The organism is Kosakonia sp. N21, assembly GCF_050587465.1.
GTDB lineage: Bacteria > Pseudomonadota > Gammaproteobacteria > Enterobacterales > Enterobacteriaceae.
This window is the reverse complement of the sequence record NZ_JBOBHR010000002.1, coordinates 637850-656960: the sequence shown is the minus strand read 5'-3', so window position 1 is coordinate 656960 and position 19111 is coordinate 637850. Positions and strand designations below refer to the sequence as shown.

18 protein-coding genes, 2 tRNA genes and 2 pseudogenes are annotated in these 19111 nt (G+C 45.7%); 15 read left to right on the top strand and 7 right to left on the bottom strand.

What is annotated here, in order from left to right; genetic code table 11:
* The first annotated feature begins 97 nt into the window (after window positions 1–97).
* Window positions 98–1342, top strand: coding sequence for an esterase FrsA (gene frsA / locus ACQ3G7_RS06810; protein WP_430889289.1), 1245 nt, complete (start codon window positions 98–100; stop codon window positions 1340–1342).
* Window positions 1343–1399: 57 nt separating this feature from the next.
* A complete protein-coding gene (gene crl, locus ACQ3G7_RS06805) occupies window positions 1400–1798 on the top strand; it encodes a sigma factor-binding protein Crl (protein WP_430889288.1) in 399 nt (132 codons plus the stop codon).
* Between the two features lie 140 nt (window positions 1799–1938).
* Here the strand turns inward: crl and phoE are convergent, their stop codons facing one another.
* Window positions 1939–3009 carry a phosphoporin PhoE gene (gene phoE / locus ACQ3G7_RS06800; RefSeq protein ID WP_430889287.1) on the bottom strand — a complete coding sequence of 357 codons (1071 nt, stop codon included), beginning with the start codon at window positions 3007–3009 and terminating at the stop codon, window positions 1939–1941.
* 298 nt (window positions 3010–3307) lie between these two features.
* On the opposite strand from phoE, the gene proB reads away from it, so the two are divergent.
* The 6 genes from proB (at window position 3308) to ACQ3G7_RS06770 (ending at window position 8335) form a co-directional block, all read left to right on the top strand.
* Complete coding sequence (proB, locus tag ACQ3G7_RS06795) at window positions 3308–4411, top strand: glutamate 5-kinase (RefSeq protein WP_263097917.1); 1104 nt, start codon at window positions 3308–3310, stop codon at window positions 4409–4411.
* Window positions 4412–4422: 11 nt separating this feature from the next.
* Window positions 4423–5676 (top strand): glutamate-5-semialdehyde dehydrogenase, encoded by a 1254-nt coding sequence (proA, locus tag ACQ3G7_RS06790; RefSeq protein WP_430889286.1) that lies wholly within the window; start codon window positions 4423–4425, stop codon window positions 5674–5676.
* A 111-nt stretch (window positions 5677–5787) separates the two neighbouring features.
* Window positions 5788–5863: transfer RNA gene (locus ACQ3G7_RS06785), tRNA-Thr, on the top strand.
* Window positions 5864–6514: 651 nt separating this feature from the next.
* Window positions 6515–6766, top strand: a complete 252-nt coding sequence (locus ACQ3G7_RS06780) for a hypothetical protein (protein ID WP_430889285.1) — start codon at window positions 6515–6517, stop codon at window positions 6764–6766.
* A gap of 445 nt (window positions 6767–7211) precedes the next feature.
* On the top strand, window positions 7212–7607 hold the full coding sequence (locus tag ACQ3G7_RS06775; protein WP_098066956.1) for a hypothetical protein: 396 nt from the start codon (window positions 7212–7214) through the stop codon (window positions 7605–7607).
* The gene (locus tag ACQ3G7_RS06770) at window positions 7592–8335 is read left to right on the top strand and encodes a hypothetical protein (protein ID WP_098066955.1); all 744 of its coding nucleotides are present in this window, start codon (window positions 7592–7594) and stop codon (window positions 8333–8335) included. Before ACQ3G7_RS06775 ends, ACQ3G7_RS06770 begins: the two co-directional genes overlap by 16 nt.
* Window positions 8336–8501: 166 nt before the next feature.
* Here the strand turns inward: ACQ3G7_RS06770 and ACQ3G7_RS06765 are convergent.
* A pseudogene (locus ACQ3G7_RS06765) lies at window positions 8502–8623 on the bottom strand (STM2901 family protein); the annotation flags it as partial.
* A 358-nt stretch (window positions 8624–8981) separates the two neighbouring features.
* Between ACQ3G7_RS06765 and ACQ3G7_RS06760 the strand changes: the two are divergent.
* A complete protein-coding gene (locus tag ACQ3G7_RS06760) occupies window positions 8982–10634 on the top strand; it encodes an ATP-dependent nuclease (RefSeq protein WP_430889284.1) in 1653 nt (550 codons plus the stop codon).
* Complete coding sequence (locus ACQ3G7_RS06755; protein WP_430889283.1) at window positions 10631–11749, top strand: UvrD-helicase domain-containing protein; 1119 nt, start codon at window positions 10631–10633, stop codon at window positions 11747–11749. Before ACQ3G7_RS06760 ends, ACQ3G7_RS06755 begins: the two co-directional genes overlap by 4 nt.
* 146 nt (window positions 11750–11895) lie before the next feature.
* Here ACQ3G7_RS06755 and ACQ3G7_RS06750 read toward each other — a convergent pair whose 3' ends face one another.
* On the bottom strand, window positions 11896–12147 hold the full coding sequence (locus tag ACQ3G7_RS06750) for a HigA family addiction module antitoxin (RefSeq protein ID WP_430889282.1): 252 nt from the start codon (window positions 12145–12147) through the stop codon (window positions 11896–11898).
* A 1310-nt stretch (window positions 12148–13457) separates the two neighbouring features.
* On the opposite strand from ACQ3G7_RS06750, the gene trbJ reads away from it, so the two are divergent.
* The 4 genes from trbJ to ACQ3G7_RS06730 all read left to right on the top strand — a co-directional run bounded on the left by trbJ (window position 13458) and on the right by ACQ3G7_RS06730 (window position 16116).
* Window positions 13458–14252 carry a P-type conjugative transfer protein TrbJ gene (trbJ, locus tag ACQ3G7_RS06745; RefSeq protein ID WP_430889281.1) on the top strand — a complete coding sequence of 265 codons (795 nt, stop codon included), beginning with the start codon at window positions 13458–13460 and terminating at the stop codon, window positions 14250–14252.
* Between the two features lie 11 nt (window positions 14253–14263).
* Window positions 14264–14437, top strand: coding sequence for a hypothetical protein (locus tag ACQ3G7_RS06740; RefSeq protein WP_015965741.1), 174 nt, complete (start codon window positions 14264–14266; stop codon window positions 14435–14437).
* A 2-nt stretch (window positions 14438–14439) separates the two neighbouring features.
* Window positions 14440–15834: a P-type conjugative transfer protein TrbL gene (gene trbL, locus ACQ3G7_RS06735; protein WP_430889280.1), complete on the top strand. Its 1395-nt coding sequence runs from the start codon at window positions 14440–14442 to the stop codon at window positions 15832–15834.
* Window positions 15835–15903: 69 nt separating this feature from the next.
* A complete protein-coding gene (locus tag ACQ3G7_RS06730; RefSeq protein ID WP_430889279.1) occupies window positions 15904–16116 on the top strand; it encodes a hypothetical protein in 213 nt (70 codons plus the stop codon).
* A gap of 21 nt (window positions 16117–16137) precedes the next feature.
* Here the strand turns inward: ACQ3G7_RS06730 and ACQ3G7_RS06725 are convergent, their stop codons facing one another.
* Genes ACQ3G7_RS06725 through ACQ3G7_RS06715 form a run of 3 tightly spaced genes read right to left on the bottom strand, consistent with a single transcriptional unit; the run spans window position 16138 to window position 18325 of the window.
* Window positions 16138–16365 carry an antitoxin VbhA family protein gene (locus ACQ3G7_RS06725; protein WP_430889278.1) on the bottom strand — a complete coding sequence of 76 codons (228 nt, stop codon included), beginning with the start codon at window positions 16363–16365 and terminating at the stop codon, window positions 16138–16140.
* Entirely contained in the window at window positions 16352–17242 is an 891-nt protein-coding gene (locus ACQ3G7_RS06720; protein WP_430889277.1) for a hypothetical protein, read from the bottom strand. The genes ACQ3G7_RS06725 and ACQ3G7_RS06720 overlap by 14 nt, the downstream gene beginning before the upstream one ends.
* A gap of 9 nt (window positions 17243–17251) precedes the next feature.
* A complete protein-coding gene (locus tag ACQ3G7_RS06715) occupies window positions 17252–18325 on the bottom strand; it encodes a site-specific integrase (RefSeq protein WP_430889276.1) in 1074 nt (357 codons plus the stop codon).
* Window positions 18326–18350: 25 nt separating this feature from the next.
* On the opposite strand from ACQ3G7_RS06715, the gene ACQ3G7_RS06710 reads away from it, so the two are divergent.
* A tRNA-Ser gene (locus tag ACQ3G7_RS06710) sits at window positions 18351–18462 on the top strand.
* A 14-nt stretch (window positions 18463–18476) separates the two neighbouring features.
* Here the strand turns inward: ACQ3G7_RS06710 and ACQ3G7_RS06705 are convergent.
* Window positions 18477–19079, bottom strand: a pseudogene (locus tag ACQ3G7_RS06705) (site-specific integrase); the annotation flags it as partial.
* Window positions 19080–19111 lie beyond the last annotated feature (32 nt).

The following is a 19111-nucleotide window of genomic DNA, read 5'->3' as shown; positions in this document are numbered from 1 at the left end:
ACGTTCTGCTAACGCCCGGTTTGACCGGGCGTTGTTCTTTTCAGCGCGCAACAGGTTACAATAACCTCCAGTGATAGATACATGGAGGCTGCGTACAATGTCACAGTCAAATCTCAGCGAAACCCTGTTCAAACCCCGCTTTAAGCATCCGGAAACGTCTACGCTGGTGCGCCGTTTTAACCCGGGCACGCAGCCGCAGGTGCAATCCACGCTGGATGGCAAAAACGTACCGCACTGGTATCGCATGCTAAACCGGCTGATGTGGATCTGGCGCGGCGTGGACGCGCGGGAGATCCTCGAAGTGCAGGCGCGTATCGTGATGTCTCAGGCCGAGCGCACCGAACCGGAGTTGTACGATACGGTGGTGGGCTATCGCAATGGCAACTGGATCTATGAGTGGTCCGTGCAGGCGATGCTCTGGCAGCAAAAAGCGATGCAGGAAGAGCGTGTCGACGTAAGCGGTCGCCACTGGCTGCATGCCTGTAGTTTGTACAGCATTGCCGCCTACCCCCATATCAAAGGCGATATGCTTGCCGAGCAGGCGCAGGCATTGGCCAATCGCGCCTATGAAGAAGCCGCGCAGCGTTTACCCGGCACCATTAAAGAGATGGAGTTTGCCATCCCCGGCGGTGCGCCGGTGACCGGCTTTTTGCATATGCCGCCCGGCGAAGGACCTTTCCCGACGGTATTGATGTGCGGCGGGCTGGACAGCCTGCAAAGCGATTATTACACCCTTTATGAGCGCTATTTCGCGCCGCAGGGTATGGCGATGCTGACGCTGGACATGCCGTCTGTAGGTTTCTCCTCAAAGTGGAAATTGACCCAGGAGTCCAGCCTGCTGCATCAGCATGTGTTGCAGGCCCTGCCGAATATTCCCTGGGTGGATCACACGCGGGTTGCAGCGTTTGGCTTCCGTTTTGGCGCTAACGTGGCGGTGCGTCTGGCGTATCTGGAAGCGCACCGTCTAAAAGCGGTGGCCTGTCTTGGCCCGGTGGTGCACGCGCTGCTGAATGAGCCGTTACGGCAGGGTAAAGTCCCGGAGATGTACCTGGATGTGCTGGCCAGCCGGCTGGGTATGCATGATGCGTCTGACGAAGCGTTGCGCGTGGAATTGAACCGTTATTCGCTAAAAACCCAGGGCTTGCTGGGCCGACGCTGCCCAACGCCGATGCTTTCCGGCTTCTGGCAAAATGATCCGTTCAGCCCGGAAGAGGAGTCGCGGTTAATCACCTCGTCATCTTGTGATGGCAAACTGTTAGAGATCCCGTTTAACCCGGTGTATCGCAATTTTGATAAGGCGTTGCAACAAATAACCGGATGGATCGACCACCATTTCCGTTAATAGATTGATAAATTCTATTGGTTTGGTAAAACAGTTGCTTCACAAAAGGAGATCGCAATGACGTTACCGAGTGGACATCCGAAAAGCAGATTGATCAAAAAATTTACTGCGCTTGGGCCTTATATCCGCGAAGAGCAGTGCGAAGATAACCGCTTTTTCTTTGATTGCCTGGCCGTTTGCGTCAACGTAAAACCGGCACCGGAGAAGCGTGAATTCTGGGGTTGGTGGATGGAAATGGAAGCGCAGCAAGGCCGTTTTACCTATCGCTATCAGTTCGGCCTGTTTGACAAAGAAGGCCAGTGGAAACCCACCGCGATTAAAGATCAGGAAGTGCTCGATCGTCTGGAGCACACGCTGCGCGAATTCCATGAACGCGCACGCGATATGCTGGCTTCACTTGAGCTGAAGCTCGAACCCGCTGAAAACTTCAAAGAAAACCTGAAACTCCCCGCGTAACGCCCTCCATAAAAAAAAGCCCGATCGCAGCATGCGTATCGGGCCGGGACTGGCATGCGCCAGCGTGTACCGAATCCGGTTAAATAAATGCCCTCTTGCGAGGGCATTTCATATAACGAGGGTGTAACGGGTAGAACAACTTAGAACTGGTAAGTCACGCCAACAGCCACGATGTCGTCGTCAGCAATGCCCAGTTTGTTGTCGCTTTTGATCTGGTTTATTTTGTAGTCAACCATTGCCGAGAAGTTTTTGTTGAAGTAGTACGTTGCGCCAACGTCGATGTAGTTAACCAGATCTTCGTCGCCAATGCCGTTTTCCATGTCTTTACCCTTGGTCAGGACGTAGCCCAGGGACGGACGCAGACCGAAGTCGAACTGGTACTGGACCACGGCTTCAAAGTTCTGCGCTTTGTTAGCAAAGCCGCGAGTAGAAGAGACCGGTGTCATGTTGTAAGACACGGCGTACATGGTGGCGAGGTACAGATTGTTTGCGTCGTATTTCACGCCAGTTGCCCAGGCTTCGGCTTTCTCGCCACGGCCCAGCGCCAGGCTGGTGTTCTGTGCGTTGGTACGGTCAGAGTTAGCATAGGCACCGATAAGGGTAACCGGGCTACCGCCGAAGTCATAAGCCAGAGAAGTACCCCAGCCGTCGCCATTCTGTTTGATGACGCTGCTGCGGCCGTTTTCGTTTTTACCCTGGTATTGCAGGGTCATATCCAGACCATTAATGGCACCGAAGAAGTCGGTATTGCGGTAAGTTGCAACGCCGGTGGCGCGTTTGGTCATAAAGTTGTCGGTACGGGTCAGGGAGTCGCCGCCGAATTCCGGGAACATATCGGTAACGGAGGCTACGTCGTACAGCACGCCCAGGTTACGACCGTAGTCGAGAGAACCAAAATCTTTGATTTTCAGACCAGCAAACGCCAGACGGGTTTTCTGACCTGACGTTGTTTCGTCGTTGTTGCCCGCAAATTCAGCTTCCCAGCGACCAAAACCGGTCAGCTGATCGTTAATCTGAGTTTCGCCTTTGAAGCCGAAACGCACGTAAGTTTTGTCACCGTCGTTGCTGGTATCGTCACTGAAGTAGTGCTCGGCTTTCACTTTGCCGTACACGTCCAGTTTGTTGCCGTTTTTGTTATACACTTCTGCTGCGTGAACAGAAGCAGATGCGACAACGCTCATCACCATTAATGCCAGAGTGCTCTTCTTCATTTTAAGTTCCTGATTTAACAAACGCGCTAATATTCGCTGGGTCTTTTGGCCCCGTGAAAAAACAGAAAGGGTTGTAACGCTGCGAAATTAAAGATTTATGACAAATTCAGAATATTTTTAAAAATGTATGTTTTTTTGTGTTTGCCATAAAAGTGTCAAATCCCGCCGTTAGGCTTGCTGATCCCGCGCAACAAACGTGAGGCTATTTACACTGGCAGTTGGCAAGCGCCTTGAGTCCTGTTACAACGTCTGATTACATTCAGTTATCGTAAATTTTCCTTATAAACGGCAGAGAATCATGAGTGACAGCCAGACGCTGGTGGTAAAACTCGGCACCAGTGTTTTAACAGGCGGTTCCCGTCGCCTGAACCGCGCCCATATTGTGGAGCTGGTACGCCAGTGTGCGCAGCAGCATGCCGCCGGGCATCGTATTGTAATTGTGACTTCCGGCGCGATTGCCGCCGGGCGCGAGCACCTCGGTTACCCGGAGCTGCCTGCGACCATCGCTTCTAAACAGTTGCTGGCGGCGGTAGGGCAGAGCCGTTTGATTCAACTGTGGGAACAGATGTTTTCCATTTATGGCATCCACGTTGGTCAGATGTTGTTGACCCGCGCCGATATGGAAGACCGTGAACGTTTCCTCAACGCTCGCGATACCCTGCGCGCGCTGCTGGATAACAATATCGTGCCGGTGATCAACGAAAACGACGCCGTCGCCACCACTGAAATCAAAGTGGGCGATAACGATAATCTCTCGGCGCTGGCGGCAATCCTCGCCGGTGCGGATAAACTGCTGCTGCTGACCGATCAGCAAGGGCTGTTTACCGCCGATCCGCGTAATAACCCCGATGCTGAGCTGATCCAGGATGTTTACGGTATTGATGATGCGCTGCGCGCCATTGCCGGTGACAGTGTTTCTGGCCTTGGTACGGGTGGCATGGGCACCAAACTGCAGGCTGCCGATGTGGCGTGCCGTGCGGGCATCGACACCATTATTGCCGCTGGCAGCAAACCTGGCGTGATTGGCGATGTGATGGAAGGCATTGCCGTGGGCACGCGTTTCCACGCGCAGGAATCTCCCCTTGAAAACCGTAAACGCTGGATTTTTGGTGCGCCTCCGGCGGGCGAGATCACCGTCGATGAAGGCGCTACCGCCGCCATTCTTGAGCGCGGCAGTTCGCTGCTGCCAAAAGGCATTAAAAGCGTGACAGGCAACTTCTCCCGTGGTGAAGTGATCCGTATTCGTAATCTTGAAGGCCGCGACATCGCCCACGGCGTTAGCCGTTACAACAGCGATGCGCTGCGCCGTATTGCGGGTCATCACTCGCAGCAGATTGACGCCATTCTGGGCTATGAGTATGGCCCCGTCGCTGTCCACCGCGACGATATGATCACCCGTTAAGGAGCAGAAGTATGCTGGAACAGATGGGCATCGCTGCGAAAGCAGCATCGTATAAGCTGGCATTGCTCTCCAGCCGCGAAAAAAACCGCGTGCTGGAAAAAATAGCCGATTACCTTGAATCCCAGTCGGAAGATATTTTACTGGCAAACGAGCAGGATCTACTGGAAGCCCGTCGTAACGGGCTGAGCGACGCGATGCTCGATCGCCTGGCGCTGAACCCGGCGCGCTTAAGCAGTATTGCTAACGATGTGCGCCAGGTCTGTAAGCTTGCGGATCCGGTCGGGCAGGTGATCGACGGCGGTTTGCTGGACAGCGGCCTGCGCATTGAGCGTCGCCGCGTGCCGTTGGGCGTGATTGGCGTGATTTATGAAGCTCGTCCTAACGTGACTGTTGATGTGGCCTCGCTGTGCCTGAAAACCGGCAATGCGGCGATCCTGCGCGGTGGTAAAGAGACCTGGCGCACCAATGCGGCCACGGTGAAGGTTATCCAGCAAGCGCTGGAAGAGTGTGGTTTGCCAGCGGGTGCCGTTCAGGCGATTGAAAGCCCGGATCGCGCGCTGGTCAATGAAATGCTGCGCATGGATAAGTACATCGACATGTTGATCCCGCGCGGTGGCGCAGGCCTGCACAAGCTGTGCCGCGAGCAGTCAACGATCCCGGTGATCACTGGCGGTATTGGCGTGTGCCATATTCTGGTGGATGACTCGGCGGAGATCGCGCCCGCGCTGAAGGTGATCGTTAACGCTAAAACCCAGCGCCCGAGCACCTGCAACACCGTTGAAACGCTGCTGGTGCACAAGGGCATTGCGCAGACTTTCCTGCCTGCGCTGAGCAAGCAGATGGCGGAAAGCGGCGTGACGCTGCATGCGGATGAACAGGCTCTGGCGCTGTTGCAAAACGGTCCGGCAAAAGTCGAAGCGGTAAGGGCGGAGCAGTACGACGATGAGTTTCTGTCGCTGGATCTGAACGTGAAAATCGTTGCCGATCTGGATGATGCCATCGATCATATTCGCCAGCACGGCACTCAGCACTCTGATGCGATCCTGACCCGCACGCTGGGCAATGCGAATCGCTTTGTGAATGAAGTGGACTCCTCTGCCGTGTATGTGAATGCTTCCACGCGCTTTACCGATGGCGGGCAGTTTGGCCTGGGCGCAGAAGTGGCCGTTAGCACGCAGAAACTGCACGCGCGCGGCCCGATGGGGCTGGAAGCGCTGACAACTTATAAGTGGGTGGGTTTCGGCGACGATACCATTCGTGCTTAATTGAAGAAGGGTGATGCAAAAGTAGCCGTTTGATTCTCAAGGGCATTGACGCATCACCCTCTTAGTTTTAACCTTCTACACCGTGATTCACGCTCGTGAACGCATCGCAGGGCCGATATAGCTCAGTTGGTAGAGCAGCGCATTCGTAATGCGAAGGTCGTAGGTTCGACTCCTATTATCGGCACCATCTTTTCTCGCGAAATCATCAAGTTACTATTGCATTGTTTTACTTTGTTCAACACCAATGTGCAATTTTGCGCGTTGTAGGTGTGGCAAAATTGTGGCAGGTACAGTGAGATTGTTTGTGGCTCAATGCAAGGGTATGCTAACAGCATGTGTTACCTTGTAGCTCCCGCCAGTCTTGTCTTTTGAGCAATATTACTACTTTGATGGTTTCAGATTAAGGATGTTGTCAGTCCAGTTCACAGCCAGCACGGTTTGGCCTAAAGGATGTTACTACGATAACCTACACAGGCATTCAAACACGTTTAGTCTTCCATTTGGGTATTTGTATTCACTTGACGACCCATTTGCATTTCACTTAGTCATCTCTAACAAAAAATGCATCCGATACCTTGCTATTGACAGGCAGCTTTGAGCAAGGAGCAGACATTGGCCCCACAGAGGATAACTGAACCTTTTTTTGGATATTCTCTAAAAGCGAATGGTCCGGTTTACCGGGATGCTTACATCCGCAGATCACTCATGCAATGGATAAGGCTCAGGACAACATTTCCAGCGGTGACACTATTAGGATTGTGTTCGGTGTGGCCACAGCTGCAATTGCCGTGTTCATTGCCTTGTCTCAGGTTTGCAAATACCAGAAGGGAATCGCGTAATGCTTCTTGGCCTTTACATTAAGGCCAGGCAGTACCTGTTGACGGCTGCAGCCGTCATCATGGTGCTTGCTGGCGCCTACTATCTCGGTGGCCAGGATGCTCGCCGGTCAATGGAAATCAAAGCAGAGCGCGAAGACAGAAAGCGCCTGCGGCACACATTGGATATGAAAAATGACGTTATCAATGCAGTCCGAAGCTCGGATGATACTACCGTTGACGCTCAGCTTGTCGCTGATTGGATGCGTGATTAAGCCGCCGGCTCATGTTGTTTTGCGATGCTGCAAACCCGATTTATGTTAGCCATAGCGATCAGCTAAAGCAGGAAACGAAACGTGAGATCCTTTCCCACAACGTTCAAGGTGCTACGTTGTGCCATTGGTCAAATCATCGCAACAAGTGATGATTTTGGATGTCTAATTAGCTTCAAAAAAGCAATGACAATCCAGCAAACCCCCTTTGTTTGCTCGGTAACTGACAACCAGCGGCTTGATCATTTTTGAGTAATGACGTAGATTTAGTCAACTGCTGACGAGTGCGTCAGTAGTTAATGTAGACCTACGCATACTCGTAGCCTTTTCTCCCTTGATGGAGAACGCCGGAGAGGCCAATGTGGCCCACGGCTTAGTTGACCGCATAAGCAATGCTTTCGCGGTTTTCGCTGGAGAGGCCAATGCGGCCCACAGCTAAGGTGGACACATGCACGACGTAATGAACGAAAAACGTTCTATTCAGACAATTCGTGATCATACCAGCATCATTGCCACGCACACTTTTAAGCAGCATATGCTTCAGGTGCGCACACTTGACAATGAAGGGATGACTGCGCCTGAAGATTTTCACTTCATTGTCACCTTCAAAGATGACGTGGACAATGCTGATGCTACGGTTAAGCCGTTGGCAGAAGCAGTCCTGCTTGGTGATCGCGTTCGTTTCATTGTTAAACCTGCGAAACAGTACCCTGAGATGGCTCGATCAATGGCCGATCTCGTTGAGGTTATTGAACATTCTATTCGTCGTTTCTTTGATACTAATGGTAGAATCATGAGCAATATTAAAGCTAATGGTTCTGCTGAGAAATGGCTCCTACATTAATAGAATCCTACAGAAAAGATCTGAGCGAGTGGCCTCACACAGGGGACACTCGCTCTGTTCGTTTCGGCTTCCTCCTTGCCTCCAGGTCACTTTTCAAAATCTCAGAACACGAAATCATCGAACCAGAGGATGATGTCGTTCGCTACGTTCTCATTGAGCGTGTAGGTGCGAACATCCCCGATGTTGAACTGAGCAACATGATTTTAGACTACGAAGATGACGGGCTAAACGAGCAGGACATTATTCAGGAACTTCTCCGATCTGGCGTCGTTGATGAGGCTAATAACGTCACCGCTGGACGGGTTGGGCTTCGTAACTATAGCTTCGTTGAAGATGGCCAGGACATAGATTGTTTCCAGGTCGCTGGAGCTTATATCCAGCCTACAAGCCATCGTAAAGGCATCATGAGCAGGACATATGTTTTCATGCTGAACTGGTATGAGCATTTAGTGTGTGATGATATGCAGACGATACCTGGTGCGCGCATTTGGGCTGGCCCGATGATTCGTGCTGGTGAAGTGCGAATCTATAATGAGAATGGCGGTTCATTCGAAGATGTGCTTGGCGAGAAAGGTATTGGTAGGCATAACGGCTTCCTGCCCTGGAACCGAGGTCGCTTATTTGACACCTCCCAATGGGACCCTAATCAGCTCCAAACTACAGTTCAAAAATTTATCGTGCTGATTATATCCCGAGGAACCTGCCTCAGAATTGGCTTTATCCCCTGAGCCATGAGCATCTACTAACCCGCTTCTGCGGGTTTTTTATTCCTCAAAATTCATATCACCGCCTACAATCTGGCCTTTACACCGTTGCCGACCCGCATTAGCCTAATAGGCACATAAGAAAACAGCTTGTTTTCACGTAATTATTATTTCGCATAGTTACAATATCTGCAATGTCGTTAAAGTATTCATTCACTTCATATAAAAAAATCCAGAAAAAAGTTCGCCTGCCGAAATATTAGCTACTCCTTTATAGAAGTATGTTCCGTTAAGCTCTTCTACCGTGTCCATCATCTTCATTCTACTGAAATTTTCTTTGGACAAAAGCATGGTCGAAAATTTAACAAATTTCCATCAGAGGCTTCCTGGCCTGCCCACACAGATTAGTACTTTCCTGTGTTTGCAATGTCCGCTCCTGGCACTGAGCGGACGGGTTTACTGGGGTGAAGGTCCGCTGCGAGCGAAAAGAGGAAGCTCACAATTTCCTCAACAATCGATAGAGGCATTACTAACATTGGCGTATCTTTAATCGACAAATAGTAAGACAATCGCTAGCTTGATAGTTCATTCGCCGAAATAAATCCCTATTCATTTTTCGCTAGGGAAATTTTCCTGAACTGATTCCAAATAACATGTAATGGAGATGTTAATGGTTATCGAAAAGTTAATTATTGAAGGCTTTAAGGGTTTCAAAGACAGATTCTGCATCGAGTTCAATGAGTCAGTGAACATTATTGTTGGCGATAACGAAGCAGGCAAAAGTACAATCCTTGAGGCAATTAATTTGGGGCTGACGGGGCTGTACGCGGGAAAACCTGTTAAGAACAACATCAGTCAGTATCTGTTTAACGATCAGTTGGTAAAGGAGTATCTGGCCAGTCTCACTACTGTGAATAAACTTTCGCCCCCGTCACTGTTCGTTGAACTTCACTTTAAAAAAGGGCCAGATACCGCCTTCCTCGAAGGAGACGGTAACTGTTATAAGTCATCCTCTGTAGGTGTGGTATTCAAAATTAAGTTTAACGAGGACTACAAAGCAGCCTATGAGAAGTTATTACAAGCGGGCGATATCAGGACGCTGCCCATCGAGTATTACGATATTGAGTGGAAAGGTTTTAATAGAGATGCGATTTTATCACGCAACATCCCTCTAAAATCAGCTTTTATTGATTCGTCTTCTGCAAAAGGTAACAACGGGTCAGATGTTTACATCAGCAGAATAATTAAAGATCTTCTGACCGATGATGAAGTCATCAGTGTTTCCCAATCGCACCGAAAAATGAAAGAAGCTTTCCTAACAGACAAGTCCATCGAAACCATTAATCAGAAAATCATAACCGCGAGTAAGATTACGAGTAAAAAAGTCACCATCTCGGTTGAGCTTTCTTCCCAAAAGGCGTGGGAGTCCAGTCTAATCACCTGTCTCAATGATGTTCCGTTTAACTACATAGGAAAGGGTGAGCAAAGCATCGTGAAGACAAATCTGGCACTCTCACATAATAAAGCGAAAGAGTCGAATATCATTCTGATTGAAGAGCCTGAAAATAACCTGTCGCATACTAAGCTCAATCTGCTTATCAAGACCATTAAAGATAACTGCTCAGGTAAACAGATTATCATCACAACACACAGCAGTTTTGTTGCGAACAAACTCGGCCTTGGCGATCTGATTTTCCTCTCAAACCGTAAGACGACCAAACTGGCTTCATTAACTCCGGGTACAAAGGAGTTTTTCGAAAAAATTGCTGGTTACGACACGCTACGAATGATGCTGTGTAAGGGCGCCATTCTGGTTGAAGGCGATTCGGACGAACTGGTGGTTCAGAAAGCTTACATGGATGCAAATCAGGGACGACTTCCCGTTGAGGACGGAATTGAAGTCATTTCTGTGGGGATTTCATTTCTGAGATTTCTGGAAATTGCCGCTATTATCGATAAACCCACTCGCGTGGTAACTGACAATGACGGCGATATTGCCGCAATTAATAAAAAATACGATGCCTATTTGGGTGTGAACAAAAAACCACACATTGATATCTGTTTCGATCCGATTGTTGATACCGGTCCACTCTTGGTTGGAGCAAAAAAATATAATTACAACACGCTTGAGCCTAAATTGCTAAAGGCGAACACTCGGGTAAATCTCAATGCCATTTTTGGAACCACACATGCTTCCGATGATGATCTGCGTATTTACATGCGTGGAAACAAGACAGAATGCGCGTTGAAACTTTTTAACTATGCGAATACGGCGGCGCTCAGTATTCAATATCCACAATACATTCTAGATGCGATCAAATGAACAAAGTCATCATCGCCTCTGCTGGAGCAGGTAAAAGTACCTTTGTGGTCTGTGAAGCATTAAAGTCAGCTGCCTTAGGAAAGCGTGTATTGATTACCACGTTTACTGAGGCCTGCCGGGATGAGATCAATCTAAAAATCATTAAAGAAAATGGATGTGTCCCGCCCAATCTTTATGTCATCACTTGGTTTTCTTTTCTGATTAAACATTGGATTAAACCTTACCAAGGATGCTTGTTTGACTACGACGTCAAAGGCATGATCCTTTGCAGCAGCAAATCTGGTGAAAAGCCTTATAAAGCAGCGGGGGGGAGGACCATCTACTGGGGAGAAAATGATTTCAGGATGCACTATTTCAGCCCTGATTTTAAAGTTTACTCTGATAAAATGGCTAAGCTCTCCCTTCGCTGTGATGAAAATTCAGGCGGAAAGGTCATGGCTAGGCTGGCTGCATGTTTTGATGAGATTTATGTGGATGAGGTGCAAGATCTGGCCGGTTACGATCTTGAAATTCTACAAAAATTGTTCAAGTCCCCCATTAAAATTACCTTGGTCGGGGATCCGCGTCAGGCAACTTACAGCACCGTCAATATCGAAAAAAATGCGAAGTACAAAAAAGCGGCGATCGTGAATTTCTTTGATGACAAGGCGGTAGGGGTTACGGTCGATGCCAAAATGCTGAATGAGAACTTTCGGTGCTTTCATGAAATCAATGATTTTGCCAATAAACTATACCCAGACATCGCACCATCAATCTCTAACGTACGGAGCCTTTCAGGACATGATGGGATTTTTCTGCTCCCTGAAAAGCTCCTGAGCCATTATCTGGAAGCGTTTACTCCCACTCAGCTTCGCTGGGATAAGAGACGCTCTGTAGATGAACGCTACCCGGTCTTTACATTTGGTACATCTAAGGGGCTGACATTCGAGCGTGTGGTTATTTATCCGACCAAACCTATGCTTCAGTGGTTTCAGGATAACTCTGCTGCTCTAACCAATGATACGCGCGCAAAATTGTATGTCGGACTTACTAGACCGGTTAAAAGTGTTGCGATTGTTTTTGATGGAGGCGCGACTTTCAACTCAAACGGAATTAATATTTACGCTGCTGGATAATTTTTGTACGCATCACAGCCATAATCCACGCCCAGCCATAACTGAATTATTGATATGTCTGCTGTTGGCACGGAGCGGACTAACTCACTGAGCAAAAGGTCCGCTCTGAGCGAGGCGGGGTCAGTCCACTGCTCCCAGAAAAGTGACTATAGAAACAGTTGCAATTCACGTAGCTCTTGCAGTTTCACCCAAAAAGATGCATCTGTATTGAAAATTATCGAGAGTTGAATAGCCTCTTCAAGAGTTATATCTCGCTCATTTTTAATTATTGCCCAAATTTTTTCATATGACGTATCCATCAGTTCAGCAAGTCTTGCGGGAGACATATCCAATGGCTTCAAGAATTCTTCGTATAAAATCTCTCCGACAGTAGAAGGTGCAGCATTTATCGTCCTCATATCACCCCTTTTTTTCAAACGTCCCAGGATTCCTTAGAGTAATTTGTTTAGCTAAACAAATCAGGGAGTAAGGTTAGTTAAAGTATTTTTCTTACTCATTTTCGATATATCCGTTGTCAGAAATGAAACATTTACCAACGGTGTTTGTTATAAAGGTTAGCTAACCAATTTTATAAGTCATCTACAACCCTCTGTTGTTTACATTTTGTTTCATTTTATTTGTTGCTATTTTGTTTGGCTAAACAATTTATATTTTTTGCGTATATCCTGTGTGTTTACCTAAAAAATCTGTTGATAAGTGTGTTCATAAGCTGTGCTTAATTATATTTGTTTATGACATATGAGGGGCGCTTTCATGACATATGAGGGGCACTTTCATGACATATGAGGTACGCTCTATTTTTAAATCAAATTATAAAACAATGGGTTAGATATGGTTTTGTGATTCTCTAACCAGATCTTTAACCATATATATAACCAAAAGACTAAAAGACTTATTAAAACCTTAGGGTTGTTCAGAAAAGTGCCAAAAAAAATGTAATTTAAATGGTTTTATATTTTTTCGGGTTTTAGAATTGTTGACAGAAATATTTCAGGTGTTAATTTTTTGGTATTCTCAGTTCTTAACGTTGGTTTGCAAATTTTAGCGGCTAAAATTTTAGCGGCTAAAATCCTGATAATATTTTATGAGAAATAGGTTCTGCTATGAAACCAGTTATGCCTGAACTTATAACCGTTGAAGAGTTAGCTTTTGCTTTGAAGAAAACAGTAAAAAGCATCCGTAGCGATGCAACTCGGAATCCTAAATGCCTCCCACCCAGATGCCGCCTTCCTGGCAATAAGCGCCTTTTGTGGCGTCGAGAAGATGTTAAGGAGTGGATAGATAATTCTGTCGAATCACAGTTGGAAAACCGCGATTTAATGCAACGTGCTGAAATGGTTCAAAAGAAACGAGGTAGGCCGCCAAAGATAAAACCGAGAGAATAATTATCTTAAAGTTGGGTAATTAAATAAGTTTCCTTTAAGAAAACACATGCATTACAAACTTAATACATGACTAAACCTGTAGAAATACACCAAGAAAACACACTGCGTACACCGGAATACACAATGGGTATACAGATATACAACGGCAACCGTGGGGCAGGACATGTAAAGTTAGCTAACCTGTAAACAGGTTATCAACTTTACTCTCCCCGTTTTCGTATCTTCGATTCTCAAGGGGAGTCCTGCTCTGCGAGGCTGATCGGCTACCGCCTATATAGAGAATGTATTCAATATTAATAATCTGTTGAAATTGAGGTAAGCAAATGAAGTTAATGCTCCGAGTATTTTCATTACAGAGAGGAATTTTAGCCGCTAAAAAGGCCTTAGTAGTTTCTTTCGTGGTGTCAATCATGGCATTACCGGCGACAGCCGGTATCCCTGTCATCGATGGTACTAATGTGGTGCAGACCACAATCAGCGCAGTCAACAACGTTCAGGCTGTGGCAAAACAGATCCAGCAGTACCAGACGCAGCTGCAGCAGTATGAAAACATGCTCAAAAATACAGTCGCACCTGCTGCCTATATCTGGGATCAGGCCAATTCGACCATCAACAAATTGTTGCAGGCGCAGGACACCCTTAATTACTACAAAAATCAGGCCGGGAGTCTTGATTCATATCTGAAACGTTATCAGGACGTGAATTACTACCGCTCATCACCGTGTTTTAACAGTAATGTTGAATGTACTGCGGATGAAATTAGCGCACTGCGTAAAGCTGAACAGAACAGTTCTGAGGCACGTAAAAAGGCCAATGACGCCGTGTTTAAGGCTCTCGACGAACAGCAGGAAACACTGCAAAGCGATGCTGATAACCTTGCAGATTTGCAGACTCAGGCAACCAGCGCACAAGGGCAAATGGAAGCTATTCAGGCCGCTAACCAGCTTGCCAGTGCTCAAACGAACCAGTTGCTGCAAATCCGCTCGCTTCTGGTATCCCAACAAAACGCTGCAGCAACACTGGCACAGGCTCAGACCGATAAAGAGTCCCAACAAATAGTAGCTGATGAAAAAGCGTTAGCTGGCGAGAACACACCAAGCCCGAAGCGAATTTGGTGAGGGATAGCTGCATGAAAGATAAACTTTTGGTCATTTTTATTCTAATCATTCCATTGATTCTATGCTCTTGCGATAAAAAAGATGAAGATTGTTTATCGACGCCAGAGAATAAATTGAACGAACATAACTACGATAAATGTGCCCTGCGCAGTAATAACAATCCTAGCCCTAAGCGAGAATGGTAATTATGAGAATAGTAAGCAAACTCACTTTTTTAGGAATGATTTTTTTGTTTTCTGTAAATGCTTATGCTGGTCAATTAGATAGTAGCGGATTACTTGATACGTTATTAGATAAGTTTCAGCAAGTAGCCAGCACATGGTCATTAGTAATTGGTGATTATGCAAATTGGCTCTTCTGGGGGCTGGTATTAATAAGTATGGTTTGGACATTTGGTATGTTGGCGATGCAAGGGGAAGGTTTAATCAGTGCACTTGCAGAAATAGTTCGTTTTTTTGCCGTGATTGGTTTTTTTTATTATCTTTTAATCAACGGCCCAGCTATATCACAATCTATAATTAACTCAATGAGACAACTTGCAGCAAATGCTTTAGGAACAAGTACTGGTATTTCACCATCCAGCATAGTTGATATGGCTTTTGTGATATTAACAAAGGTCAGTTCAGCAGCATCAATTTGGTCTCCAATGATTTCGACCATTATGATAACCGTCGCGATAATAGTATTAGTAGTAATGGCGCTTATCGCGATAAATATGCTAATAATGTTAGTTTCTGCATGGGTGTTGTGTTATGCAGGAGTTATTTTGTTTGGGTTTGGTGGTTCGAAATGGACTTCTGATATAGCAATAAATTACTTACGCACAGTATTATCGATTGGTATTCAGTTATTTACGATGACATTAATCATTGGGATTGGGCAATCATTTATAGATCAGTATTTTTCTATTATTAAAAATGATATTCCTGATCTTAATAGTCTTATTGTTTTACTTCTGGCGTCAATTATTCTTTTAGTATTGACGAATAAATTACCGTTGTTGTTATCAGGCGTTGTTGGAGGAGCGTCCTTACAAGGGATCGGTGGTTTTGGAGCAGGTATGATTACTGGCGCTGCTGCTACTGCAATCAGTGGCGCTGGGGCAATGGCAATGAGCGCTACAGCTCAAGTCAGTGGTGGTGCTTCCGCTCTAAAAGCAGCATTTGAATCTGCACAAGCGGCGATGGCCGAAGAATCTGGTTCTGGTGATAGAGGTGGTTCAGGTGGAGGATTTGGCGGCGGGGAAGATACCGGTTCCGTAGATACTTCTGGAGGACAACCATCAGGCGGTTCCGGTGGTTCTTCTGCAGGAAGCAATACAGGTAGCGTCAGCGGAGGAAGCCAGGGGTTTGCTTCATCATTCTCACGAGCTGGCCGCATGGCTTCTCACATGGAGAGCGGGCTGTCTAATGGAGCTTCGGAGTATCAGATGATGAAGGGAAGTACTAATTCTATCCGAAAACAACAGACCGTTGGTGGGGAAATAGCGAATCAAATACGTAAACACACAGCCGATCGTCAGAGTAACCACGAACAGGATGAGTTTGAGGGTGATAGTTTAACTGGCAATAAAAAATCTTGATTTAGGCGCGTCAGTTAGCGCGATAACGTTAACTGACGCTTCCACTAAACACCTGTAAGGAGGTGTATAATGGCTGATTATAATAGCTTTGTTTTGGAAGGAATAAAAATTATTTTTGCCGGTAACAACAAGGAGTTTATTAAAGAGATTTGTGAACCATTGATAAATATTCTATGCATCGAAGAGTATTATTCTGCTACCGGAATTTATAATTACGATGATGCTGATGTGCAAACTGAGTTACTTAAAAATGCATTAAGGGACTATAAAATGGCTCACTAGTGAGAAGAGGCTAACTAAATGTTAGCCTTTTTTATTTTTATTTTTAGATTGTTCAATGTGATAATTTAATACTTCTCTCTTTGCATCTTCATAGGTTAGCTCTCCATTGATCACCTTATTTTTTATTTCATTAAAAAATGAGGAGCCTTTAGGATCTTTATTTGATAAAAAAAGACTGGCTTCAGCTCTCCGAAAAGCTTCTTTCCTTGCTTCTATAGAAAATGAATTTGCAGAGTTATTTTTGTTCATAAGTTGAAGTGCCCTTGTTATTTATATTCGAGATATTTTTATCTACAAGAGTTAGTCTTAACTCAGAGAATTTATTTCCTGATATTCTATAGCACTGATTTTCATTTTTTTCAATATAAAGCGATTTGCTTTCTGAGCTATCACATGTCGTAGATGTTCTTGCATCAAGAAAAATAAATTTTTCTTGATATCTTTCAATATATTTCATTGCTGTCATGCTAATAATAAAAAGAGCAACTGACACAGCAAAAAGGGATAAGCCTGATACTAAACGATTAAAATTAAATTTCCTTTTAATAACTAACGAACTGGCTAGATTGACCATGTTATAGGGGACCATAATTATGAGTCCTATTAATATTATTTTTTCAGGAAGATTATTAATTTGCATATGATGTTGAGCCAAGTTTCCAATATATGCTGAAATTATAGAGGATATTACTATTTTTGCTGGAGATACATCTCGCAAAAATATGTATATATAGACTGTAATTGCACAAATCATTGCTCCTATTGGAAATGAGAGCATGAAAGCATAAGCTAATGTCGAGTAATTAAGATTTTCTGGGACTATACCATAAGCTATGTCAAGCTTAAACTTTGCGAACCATAAGCATACGGAATATGTAAAGCCAGTTACGCCCCATTTAACTACTGCATTATTAAATACTTTATTTAATAAATCACGATATCCTATGTATACACTGGTTAATAAAGCTATAGATGATAGGAAAATTGGAGCGGCAATGTATATATTTTCTAGCCATAATGGGTTTTCTACAATCAAGTATCCAAAAGGTATTAAGTATATTATAGCCAATAGTTGAGGGTTGTTTAATTTTGGTGATGCATCAACTAACTTATTTTTATAATCCATACAACGTCCTTATTTCAACTTTAACGCCAAATCTTCAGCTTTTGGATGATAATACCGCATTAGCATTCTTGGATCTTTATGTCCTGTAATTTTGGTTAGTTCATGCATAGGGAAAATTTCAGCAAGTCGAGAAGTTGCTTCATGTCGAAGGTCATGAAATCTTAAATCTTTAAGGAAAGATTCATCACATAATGAGTTTGTTTTCTCGTATCGTTCTCTGGCTCGTTTTACAGCTCGGTCAAAAGCTCGGGTAATCGCGTCTGCACGCATATCAAAAACCTTATCAGCAGCTGGCTTGGAATGTTCCTTGAGACTGGACAGTATCGTAATGGCTTTCGTTGATAAAGGGACATCGCGGGCATTACCATTCTTAGTATCCGGCAGATGTGCAACTCGCCGATCAAGATCGATAAAGCGCCATCGAAGCTCTGCGATTTCGCTACGGCGCATGGCTGTCTCTAACGCCAGAAGAATGATTGCTGGCAATACTAATGAATGTGTTGCGGCGATGATATGTTCAATCTCGTTGGCTATTTCCTTTCCTGACGTAACACCGGTTTTCTCAGAAACTACAGGCAGCGCTTCTAGGCGTCTGGTCCTGGAGTTCTTGGGTTGGGGTTTGCGAATGGCCTCTACGGGGTTCAGCAGGCTCTCCATGCCCCATTCTTTGCGCGAAACATTGAATACATGAGAAAGTAAGGCCAAACGCCTTAAAACGGTTGCAGGAGCATAGATTTTCAACCATTCATCTCTCAGCTTGGCGACATCGGCACTCCTGATGCTGGCCATATAGTTTTTCGCCAGCTGAGTGCCTTTTAGTATCCGCACCAATGATCGGTCTTGCACTGCCCCTTTTTTGTCGGGAACAATCTCTTTTTCATATCGCGCTAGGGCTTCATACAATGTCGTAGATTCCGCTTCGCTGCGGCTAAGCCAAACTCCTCTCGCCATTTCTGACTCGATCATTTTGGCCCAAGCTTCTGCTTCCACTTTGGTGTTAAAGGTTTTGGTTTGAGAGGGAAAACCACGTTTACGGATTTGAGCTTCCCATTGGTAGTTACCACGTTTGCGTATAGTCGCCATTTCTGTCAGATTCCTAACGAACTGTGGCAATATTGTGGCAAAAAATCCATTTAAATTCGATAGGTATTGATTTTAAAAGAGCAATTTACGCATTCGTAATGCGAAGGTCGTAGGTTCGACTCCTATTATCGGCACCAACATTTTCAATACGTTACACATCATTCATACCCTTCTTATTTTTACTATGTGACAAATTTGGGACAGAAAGCCCGAAAATAGAGTCAATTTGCCGCGCATGTTCTGTCAGGTGATTCGGTGCCAGGTGTGCATACCGGCGAACCATTTCGATAGATTCCCACCCTCCCATTTCCTGCAATACTGACATTGGCACTCCAGCCTGTACTAACCAACTTGCCCTGGTATGCCGTAAGTCATGAAATCTGAAATCCTCTATGCCAGCCCGCTTTAATGCAGCCCGCCATGCTGTGTTAGCGTCATAGCGCATTTTCCTGATAACCAGTGATTTTGTCCCATCTGGCTTAGTGCTGCTTTCACGGTAGACAAACACCCATTTGTGATGATTGCCGATTTACTTTTTCAGCACATGGCAAACAGTCTCATTGAGCGCCACACCAATGGCCTTAGTTGATTTACTCCACTCCGGGGGGATCCACTGCATTTTTATCTGCTGCCATTCCTGATTGATGATGTCTGTGTCTTAAGCCAGTAGAAAGCGCAACTCTACGACTGTTTTAAATGGTTCCGGCCACACTTTTGTAATGAGCATGTCCCTTTCGCATACCATAAGCCAGCGCCCTTAAGGGGCGGAGAAGGGTTAAAGAACTG

Excerpts from the sequence above, each read along its gene's own strand:
- frsA (WP_430889289.1), top strand. The coding sequence starts at position 98 with ATGTCACAGTCAAATCTCAGCGAAACCCTGTTCAAACCCCGCTTTAAG.
- crl (WP_430889288.1), top strand. The coding sequence starts at position 1,400 with ATGACGTTACCGAGTGGACATCCGAAAAGCAGATTGATCAAAAAATTT.
- phoE (WP_430889287.1), bottom strand. The coding sequence starts at position 3,009 with ATGAAGAAGAGCACTCTGGCATTAATGGTGATGAGCGTTGTCGCATCT.
- proB (WP_263097917.1), top strand. The coding sequence starts at position 3,308 with ATGAGTGACAGCCAGACGCTGGTGGTAAAACTCGGCACCAGTGTTTTA.
- proA (WP_430889286.1), top strand. The coding sequence starts at position 4,423 with ATGCTGGAACAGATGGGCATCGCTGCGAAAGCAGCATCGTATAAGCTG.
- ACQ3G7_RS06780 (WP_430889285.1), top strand. The coding sequence starts at position 6,515 with ATGCTTCTTGGCCTTTACATTAAGGCCAGGCAGTACCTGTTGACGGCT.
- ACQ3G7_RS06775 (WP_098066956.1), top strand. The coding sequence starts at position 7,212 with ATGCACGACGTAATGAACGAAAAACGTTCTATTCAGACAATTCGTGAT.
- ACQ3G7_RS06770 (WP_098066955.1), top strand. The coding sequence starts at position 7,592 with ATGGCTCCTACATTAATAGAATCCTACAGAAAAGATCTGAGCGAGTGG.
- ACQ3G7_RS06760 (WP_430889284.1), top strand. The coding sequence starts at position 8,982 with ATGGTTATCGAAAAGTTAATTATTGAAGGCTTTAAGGGTTTCAAAGAC.
- ACQ3G7_RS06755 (WP_430889283.1), top strand. The coding sequence starts at position 10,631 with ATGAACAAAGTCATCATCGCCTCTGCTGGAGCAGGTAAAAGTACCTTT.
- ACQ3G7_RS06750 (WP_430889282.1), bottom strand. The coding sequence starts at position 12,147 with ATGAGGACGATAAATGCTGCACCTTCTACTGTCGGAGAGATTTTATAC.
- trbJ (WP_430889281.1), top strand. The coding sequence starts at position 13,458 with ATGAAGTTAATGCTCCGAGTATTTTCATTACAGAGAGGAATTTTAGCC.
- ACQ3G7_RS06740 (WP_015965741.1), top strand. The coding sequence starts at position 14,264 with ATGAAAGATAAACTTTTGGTCATTTTTATTCTAATCATTCCATTGATT.
- trbL (WP_430889280.1), top strand. The coding sequence starts at position 14,440 with ATGAGAATAGTAAGCAAACTCACTTTTTTAGGAATGATTTTTTTGTTT.
- ACQ3G7_RS06730 (WP_430889279.1), top strand. The coding sequence starts at position 15,904 with ATGGCTGATTATAATAGCTTTGTTTTGGAAGGAATAAAAATTATTTTT.
- ACQ3G7_RS06725 (WP_430889278.1), bottom strand. The coding sequence starts at position 16,365 with ATGAACAAAAATAACTCTGCAAATTCATTTTCTATAGAAGCAAGGAAA.
- ACQ3G7_RS06720 (WP_430889277.1), bottom strand. The coding sequence starts at position 17,242 with ATGGATTATAAAAATAAGTTAGTTGATGCATCACCAAAATTAAACAAC.
- ACQ3G7_RS06715 (WP_430889276.1), bottom strand. The coding sequence starts at position 18,325 with ATGGCGACTATACGCAAACGTGGTAACTACCAATGGGAAGCTCAAATC.